Annotated in this window: 9 protein-coding genes and 1 pseudogene; 1 reads left to right on the forward strand and 9 read right to left on the reverse strand. The window is 35.2% G+C overall.

Features of this window, described 5'->3' with window-relative positions; translation table 11 throughout:
• Positions 1-4 precede the first annotated feature (4 nt).
• The 9 genes from LDK52_RS05405 to LDK52_RS05445 form a co-directional block, all read right to left on the reverse strand.
• Positions 5-349, reverse strand: coding sequence for an ArsR/SmtB family transcription factor (locus tag LDK52_RS05405; protein WP_277584924.1), 345 nt, complete (start codon positions 347-349; stop codon positions 5-7).
• A 631-nt stretch (positions 350-980) separates the two neighbouring features.
• The gene (locus tag LDK52_RS05410) at positions 981-1,418 is read right to left on the reverse strand and encodes a DUF4279 domain-containing protein (protein WP_277584925.1); all 438 of its coding nucleotides are present in this window, start codon (positions 1,416-1,418) and stop codon (positions 981-983) included.
• 92 nt (positions 1,419-1,510) lie between these two features.
• Positions 1,511-1,981, reverse strand: a complete 471-nt coding sequence (locus LDK52_RS05415; protein WP_277584926.1) for a hypothetical protein — start codon at positions 1,979-1,981, stop codon at positions 1,511-1,513.
• A gap of 123 nt (positions 1,982-2,104) precedes the next feature.
• Positions 2,105-2,626: a DUF5412 family protein gene (locus LDK52_RS05420; RefSeq protein ID WP_277584927.1), complete on the reverse strand. Its 522-nt coding sequence runs from the start codon at positions 2,624-2,626 to the stop codon at positions 2,105-2,107.
• Between the two features lie 115 nt (positions 2,627-2,741).
• Positions 2,742-3,023 carry a hypothetical protein gene (locus tag LDK52_RS05425; RefSeq protein WP_277584928.1) on the reverse strand — a complete coding sequence of 94 codons (282 nt, stop codon included), beginning with the start codon at positions 3,021-3,023 and terminating at the stop codon, positions 2,742-2,744.
• 84 nt (positions 3,024-3,107) lie between these two features.
• Positions 3,108-3,251 carry a hypothetical protein gene (locus LDK52_RS05430; protein WP_277584929.1) on the reverse strand — a complete coding sequence of 48 codons (144 nt, stop codon included), beginning with the start codon at positions 3,249-3,251 and terminating at the stop codon, positions 3,108-3,110.
• 30 nt (positions 3,252-3,281) lie between these two features.
• The gene (locus tag LDK52_RS05435) at positions 3,282-3,473 is read right to left on the reverse strand and encodes a sigma factor (protein WP_277584930.1); all 192 of its coding nucleotides are present in this window, start codon (positions 3,471-3,473) and stop codon (positions 3,282-3,284) included.
• Between the two features lie 264 nt (positions 3,474-3,737).
• The gene (locus LDK52_RS05440; protein ID WP_277584931.1) at positions 3,738-4,394 is read right to left on the reverse strand and encodes a Type 1 glutamine amidotransferase-like domain-containing protein; all 657 of its coding nucleotides are present in this window, start codon (positions 4,392-4,394) and stop codon (positions 3,738-3,740) included.
• A 344-nt stretch (positions 4,395-4,738) separates the two neighbouring features.
• Positions 4,739-5,188 (reverse strand): DinB family protein, encoded by a 450-nt coding sequence (locus tag LDK52_RS05445; protein ID WP_277584932.1) that lies wholly within the window; start codon positions 5,186-5,188, stop codon positions 4,739-4,741.
• 1,728 nt (positions 5,189-6,916) lie between these two features.
• On the opposite strand from LDK52_RS05445, the pseudogene LDK52_RS05450 reads away from it, so the two are divergent.
• A pseudogene (locus tag LDK52_RS05450) lies at positions 6,917-7,122 on the forward strand (VrrB protein); the annotation flags it as partial.

The raw sequence follows: 7,122 nt of genomic DNA on the forward strand, positions 1-7,122 counted from the left end.
TCCATCATTTACATGAGATACGTAATCCCTGCTTTTCTAATTCTTGTAGTTTAAAATCTTGGTTCTGAAGATGATCAATCAAGCTCGCGACAAGTGGAAGAACTTCATTTTCCTTGTTTAATGAATAGATAATCCATTGACCTCTTCTTGTTTCACATACCAATCCAGCGTCTTTTAATTTCCTTACGTGCTGGCTAATGGCAGGCTGACTTACTTTAAAAATTTCAACAAATTCACAAACGCAATAATCGTTCGTATCTAACATTTTGACCATGGTTAGTCTTGTTTTGTCACCTAACAACTTCAATATTGTTGCAGCTTTTTCTATTTCAATTGTAGATAATTCCATAAAGGCACCTCCTTGCATCTGTAGACCATCAATATATAACTATTCACTTATATAATAATCCGCTTATATATAGAATGCAACTATATTAATATTTTTTATTATGCCGATTATAGACATTATTATTAAGCAAATTGAATTTCTATTAAAAAAACTTATATTTCTTTGCCTTCAAGAAACACTATGTTTTCTTAAAAATAAAAAAAGCACTCCCCAATATTGGATCGTGTCATAGAGGGATAGAATTTTTGTCATTTAACATATATTGTTCAGTTACAACAAAGTTGGGTACTGAATAGATTGCTTGGTCCCTACTTTGCTTTTCTGTCACGATACATAATCATAGTAATTCCATTTAATATGATAGGTATAAAAGATCTGGAAACATAGCGAGATAGCACAAGCACTGATGCTCGTAATGGAAAGTACCACCCAATTCCCATGGTCATGCTTCTTATATCGCATGTAAGTGACAATAGGAAGTATCCAAACAATTAGTCCAAGCACGAGGCTATCAAGATTAAGCAAGCCAATCATATCTAATCCCCCCTTTTGTATTTTTTCGTGAGTTGAACCAGAATTGCATCATTATGAATGTTTAATATATGTGGACATGTAATTAAAAACAGTCCGTTTATACATTAGGTTCATCAACAGAAAACACATACATATCAACGTCTAAAAAAGCATCTATTTTTGCAGCGAACTTACTAAATTCAGGGTAAATCACTAATGCTGGAGTATATCCATCGTAAATCTGTATAACTAACTCTAGATGAACATCTAAATTAAGTTCCTCTTTTAACTGATTAATTGTATCTGTCTTTGTTTGAAATACTTCTAAAAGCGGACGTAATACATCTTCTGTATCAAGTGATTCTTTCGTTTCTATTTCAAAATACCAACCAGTATTTGAATGTACTAACTGATTTATTGGATGGTTAGGCTTCACTCGTTCTCCTACTTTACAAGTTTTCGTAGGTTGCAGGTTTAGTCTATCTGTAACAACATCGAATGGGAAATCATCATTTCCACTAAATAGAATATATGCATATAGCGATGTTTTGTTCATGTAAACCACCTGCCCTTTTTTTACTAATCGACTATCGAAATATTTTCAGTTCTTCAACTAATCCACTTCCTTTAGTTAAAGAACAAGTATTTCTATTTGTCTCTTCGGTCTTCGAATGTAGTAATTTCACTTTGAGTTATTATTTCGTTATCATTATAGATTTCTACAATTATTGCTTGTTCATTTTCAACAAGATTTTTTACTTCCTCCACGGAATATTTACCTTCAATCACTTTAAAATCTGTATATGAAACTACTAACAGTTCCCCTGAACCTTCAGGAATGGTTTTCCACGTATCAGAGGATTCCAACGTTACAGTCTTAATCAATTCACTAATATAAGGGTCTTTAATAAGAATTCGAATACCAAATTCCTGTTCTGGACCCAAACCGTAATCTTCGACGGATACATAAAAATGCATAACTTCTTCATCAGAATTCTGTACGTTACTTATTGAGACAATTGATTCCTCTATTACTGGGTGATCGGGTTTTCCATTCTGATTTTCACATCCCCATAATACTATGGAAGATAAACATATAAAAGTTATGAAATTCCTCACTTTATCCCCCCCTCCCCAACGACTCTGATTGATATTCATCTTCTCTTAAACTAACTGGCACCTTTAGTTCAATAAAAAAGGTACTACAGCTTCTTGAAGTAAAGCGTCAGTTATAAAAAAATTTTAATCCGAAAAAATTCCCCCTTTATCTAAGTTCAAAGGGTGATTGTTAATTACAATAGTATGGTTATTTTCCCATTCCACATCAACCATATGCATAGGGTCTTCGTAATAAATCCTCTTTTTAAACCAAAGGGGACCATTTACAATTCCTGTTACACTAATGGAGGTAGCCGCCCCACCGTTTAATGTATAAAAGTCGACGATGATTTTAGAGTCAGGTGATTGTGCTGTTTCAATGGGTTCTCTCGCAAATGTATTTACCGCTACCCCTAATAGAAAAATTGCCGAAAGGGGGAATGCAATTAGCACCGTAAGCCAACTTCTCCATCTCGCTCGCCTACTACTCTCGTCTTTAAATCCAATAATACCCGTAACGAAAGCAATAACAGTGAGTAACCATAAAGTTAAAGCAGGTGGAGCCACTTGCCAAGTTTGGTTATATGACGCATATAACGATTGTAAAGAAAGCACTAGTAATAACAAACATAAAATGAATGACCACAAATTATATTTTCTTCCCACTAAATTATCTCCAATTTTTGATGTTCCCCCAAAAATTTTCTTACTGAACTATCCAACCGCGATAGTAAAAAAAATATCTCTGTTTAACACAGAAACACCCATCTATTTATAAATCTTAATGAGTTTCCGTTTGTCTTTCACTTTTCCACTTAAAATAAGTATATATTAATTGAACTACTAGGGTAACTAGTAAAAGCACCAACAAAAATACGCTAGATTTTGGAGGAATATCCATTACAAGTAGTTGAATAGATAAAAATAAAACAACAGGAACCATCCATAAAGTTCGAAGAAGCCTCGTTCTATAATTCATTTTCCAATAATTAAATCCACCATCACGACCATTTTTCACTGATTCCACCCGCCTCTGGTTATTTACTTCTCCATGAATGTTCAAAGTTCCTTCTTCCACTAAATGCTTACTTTAGTTGAACAATCACTTTCACCAGCATTATTTAAGTTGAACAACAGTACATATTTCTTACAGAATTTCAGTATCTTTTGGTCTTAGTTTAGACATGGCTATTTTCATTTGTTTTTCAAACTCTCCATCAATCAAGGATTGCTCGGGAGTATATAAATCAAGTAAATCCTCAGTTTCAAAAAGCGCTAGATAACGAACCATTGTCTTCTGTTTCTTCAAGCCATCATAAAATTAATTGATAGCTACTCGATAAAGCCATGCATTCATATACCGTTCATCAACACCATCTAATAGCTGAACAAAACGATATGCTGTCTCCTGTAAAATATCTTCGGCATCTTCTTTTTTTGCTCCCATTTTCAGCAAGACATAATAGACGCCTTTTAATTTCCTTTCTAAATAAAGACCTAATTCTTCATCCATAATCCCCCTCCTACTTAGATAACGATTGACGTTCAAAAAGGTAAACACCTTATTTCAATAAAAAAGGATTAGCCATTAAGCTAATCCAAGTACAAGAAGAAAAAAGAGACACATACCCAACACCCGCGCCCGATTGCAGTAGACCATTCTGCACACCTATGCTTTCCGGACAATCCTATTTTACCTGGTTATCCTTCACTAAGTTTAAAATAGAGGCCTTGCATAAAGAAATTAATCCAATTAAACCATAGCCATTCACTACAACTAGAGCGTCTCATCCAATTTCTGAATCTTTGAATGGGAAATTAAAAAAACATTGCCTAGAACGTTGATTTTGTCTCCCTTTACACGTAGAGCACAATCTTTGTTCGATGCATAAATATTTATTTCTTCCGATAGGAGAGATAGTTCGCTTTGAACCAGCGCAATGTTATTTTCAAGATCAAAATGAGACAGGACGGAAAAATTGTCAAGACCGATTCCGTAGTAAACAGAGCTCATTTCAACTTCATCTCCAAAGTTTTTCGAGCATAACCATTTAGCGGACATGTTGATAGCACCAGCGCTTGCTCCCATCACAACGGCGTTGCTTTTTTTAATCGAATCCGATAATTCATATTCCATCAAAAAACCATTTAGATTAAGAATATTGCCACCCAACAAGAAAATGACGGAAGCATTTTGAATTATCGTTTGGGCATCTTCCTTCTGTACGCGGTAATTAATTAAATGATACTCATCAAACATAATGCCAGCCTGATCGAGCCACGAGCGTTCAGTAGCACCATCATCTTCATAGATAGATGGATTCGAGCTAATCATAGCAAGCGATTTTCTATCAATTATATCCTCCTGTAACACCCTACCCAGATTCTCTGGAAAAAAATTGTTAAACCAACCTAAATAATAGTGAGTTTTCATAAGTACCCCCGTAGCAAAGTTATGACTTTTTCTATTTACTTTTCTTCCGTATCAGTTAAATCATTTATTTCTTGTGCCTTTACTACTCCATTTCCCATTACAGGAACCATTAGCATTGTTACTGTAATAAACAATAATGTTATTTTTATAATCACATTTTTTTTCCCCTTCTCTCACATCGTCTGTAATATGTTTTACTTTACCCTAAATAAATCTGGGACATAGGGACACCACGACCCGCTACTTAATATCAAGAGTGGACCGATGTGCCTGTCCCTCGTTCCCCATTGCATACTCAACTAACGCAACTAGTTAGTGCAATAAGAATTAAAACAAGTAGCAATCTAATTATTCAATTTACTATTTATTTGTTGCAAATGGTGAATATCATGTTTTAAAAAGATTTTTATAAAACTTTCACCGGAGAACTGTCGTTTACCTTTTCCCACTGTAAATCTAACATCTTCTTCTACTTTTGAAACACTATCAATAAGTTCCTTTCGTGTTTCTATGAAAGCATCTATAATAGATTCTACTGTGTTGTCTCTCAGATATGATATTGCTTCCTTATTATGTTGGTCATGGTTTGGAAACTGTGGCAAGTTTACTCCGTTAGCCATTATTGGAACCATTTTTTCAAGATTATACTTATCCCAATAATAAAAATGTCCTATAATTTCTCTAATTGACCATTTTCCTTTACTAATCGGTTCATTTAACTTAGATTCTTGTACAGCTTTTAATTTCTTAATGGCATCAATTGTTTCTTCAAATTCCTCTAGTATTTTCTTCATATTGCTTCCTCCTACCCAATAAATATTAATATTATGTATTTAAAAATATACACTAACGAACGAAATGTGAACATACGTTCTTTTTCGTTCATTTAAATTCTTGTTGTTATTCTACTAAACTGCGGCCTTAGTTTAAGTGACCACCTTCACAATCTTTTTTACTATATTAATATCTTACCATATTGTTATTCAATTTCCTCGAATTGTCAGTAAACTTAGAGGTCCGTAAAAATATTGTGTTTTTATTTCGATAATTGGGTTGTTATTTGAGTATTTTGTACTACTCGACTGAACGGGTTGGATGTTTAAACCATGCTTTTTCTTTTAGCTATATTTCAAAGCACAAATTCTTTATTACCCGACTTTGTTGTCATTCACGGTAGATTCTTTTGTCAGTTGACGACTTTGCTATTATAACCAAAAAAGACACGACCCAATTAAATTGGATCGTGTCTAAGCAGGATAGATTTTTTGTCAAATTCAATAGGTCAGTTCACAACTTTTTTGTCTTTGAACAACTGTCCAGTTACATTATAGTTGGTAACTCCAAAATTCAATAACAGCAACGAAATACGGATTTTTCGAAATATTTTAATTTACATTATAGTTGGTAACCCATCTAATCGAAACTTAAGGTTTTTACATTATAGTTAGTAACCCAATGTTATGGTTTTAACTTTAAAATACGCAGTAATAATATTAATTATTTCGGATTGCGAATCTTTAACTAGTCTAGTAGAAGGGAACCTCTCTACCTTACGGTAGATTGTGTTCCTCCCCCCTCACAGAACCGTGCTTGCGCTATTTACGCACACGGCTCCTCCAAATCATCATTCACAAAATAGTGATTCTGCTATCCTCAATAGTTTAGTTTACATTTATTATTTCTACCGCTGTGTGTAGTAAATGTATCCCTATTAAGAGTGATCATTTGGTAGCAGCCTTTCCTCCATCGGCATTACCCAACTTCATTGGTACTACGGTGCTATCCGACTCCCTACAACGGCATTTGGTTTCCTCGCTTATTATCGCTTGTACACCATACTCTTCTATAAGAAGAAAAGACCGGTAGGGCCTCCCGAGTTGCCGTATCATATCGATGTGTGACGTGCCAAGGTCTCTGACTCCAGAGAGGTTTTATCCTTCTTGCCTTTAACGATGGATAAAATGTAGCTTTCTGCCGTGCTTAAAGCATCAGCCCTCTCAATTTACTAACATTATGGAGCTCAATCCCTTCAACCATTTGGCTTTCGGCCCGCCACCTAACTGTCTACGCTTAAAGGCTAATGTTACCATTAGCCCTCCAAGACTCGCTACGAGTGAATGGCTAGTTCTTTCTCGACGGGAATCCCACCCGCTATATGATACGACCTAGGCTCGGCCGCACAAGCACCAGTTAGTTTAAGTGAAGTGTTTCACATACTCTTTTCATTACTCTGCATGTTGTGGTTCAATTCCACTTTTTTCTACCGATGTGCCTGATACAGCCCACATTCTTACTTTCCTTATCACTATATCTTCAACTGTATATTCATAAACTACTTTTGGTTCACTATCGTAAATTACATGAAGATTTATAACTGGTTCTATAAAGTTAAACGTTCCGCTTCAACGTTACATTTGGACTAATTTAGGATATCTAATTTCCTAAGTAAGGGCTAATAACCCCTATCTTAAAGTAAATCCATCATATGGTATTTAGATTATTAAAATAGGGAGTGAATTCAAATGGTCAACCCATTAGGTCAGCCCTGGCATCAGGGTCAGCCCTGGCATCAAGGTCAACCATGGCACCAAGGTCAACCATGGCATCAAGGTCAACCATGGCATCAAGGTCAACCATGGCATCAAGGTCAACCATGGCATCAAGGTCAACCATGGCATCAAGGTCAACCATGGCATCAAGGTCAACCATGGCATCAAGGTCAACCATG

The sequence above is a fragment of the Psychrobacillus antarcticus genome (assembly GCF_029533155.1).
In the GTDB taxonomy this organism is placed as follows: domain Bacteria; phylum Bacillota; class Bacilli; order Bacillales_A; family Planococcaceae; genus Psychrobacillus; species Psychrobacillus antarcticus.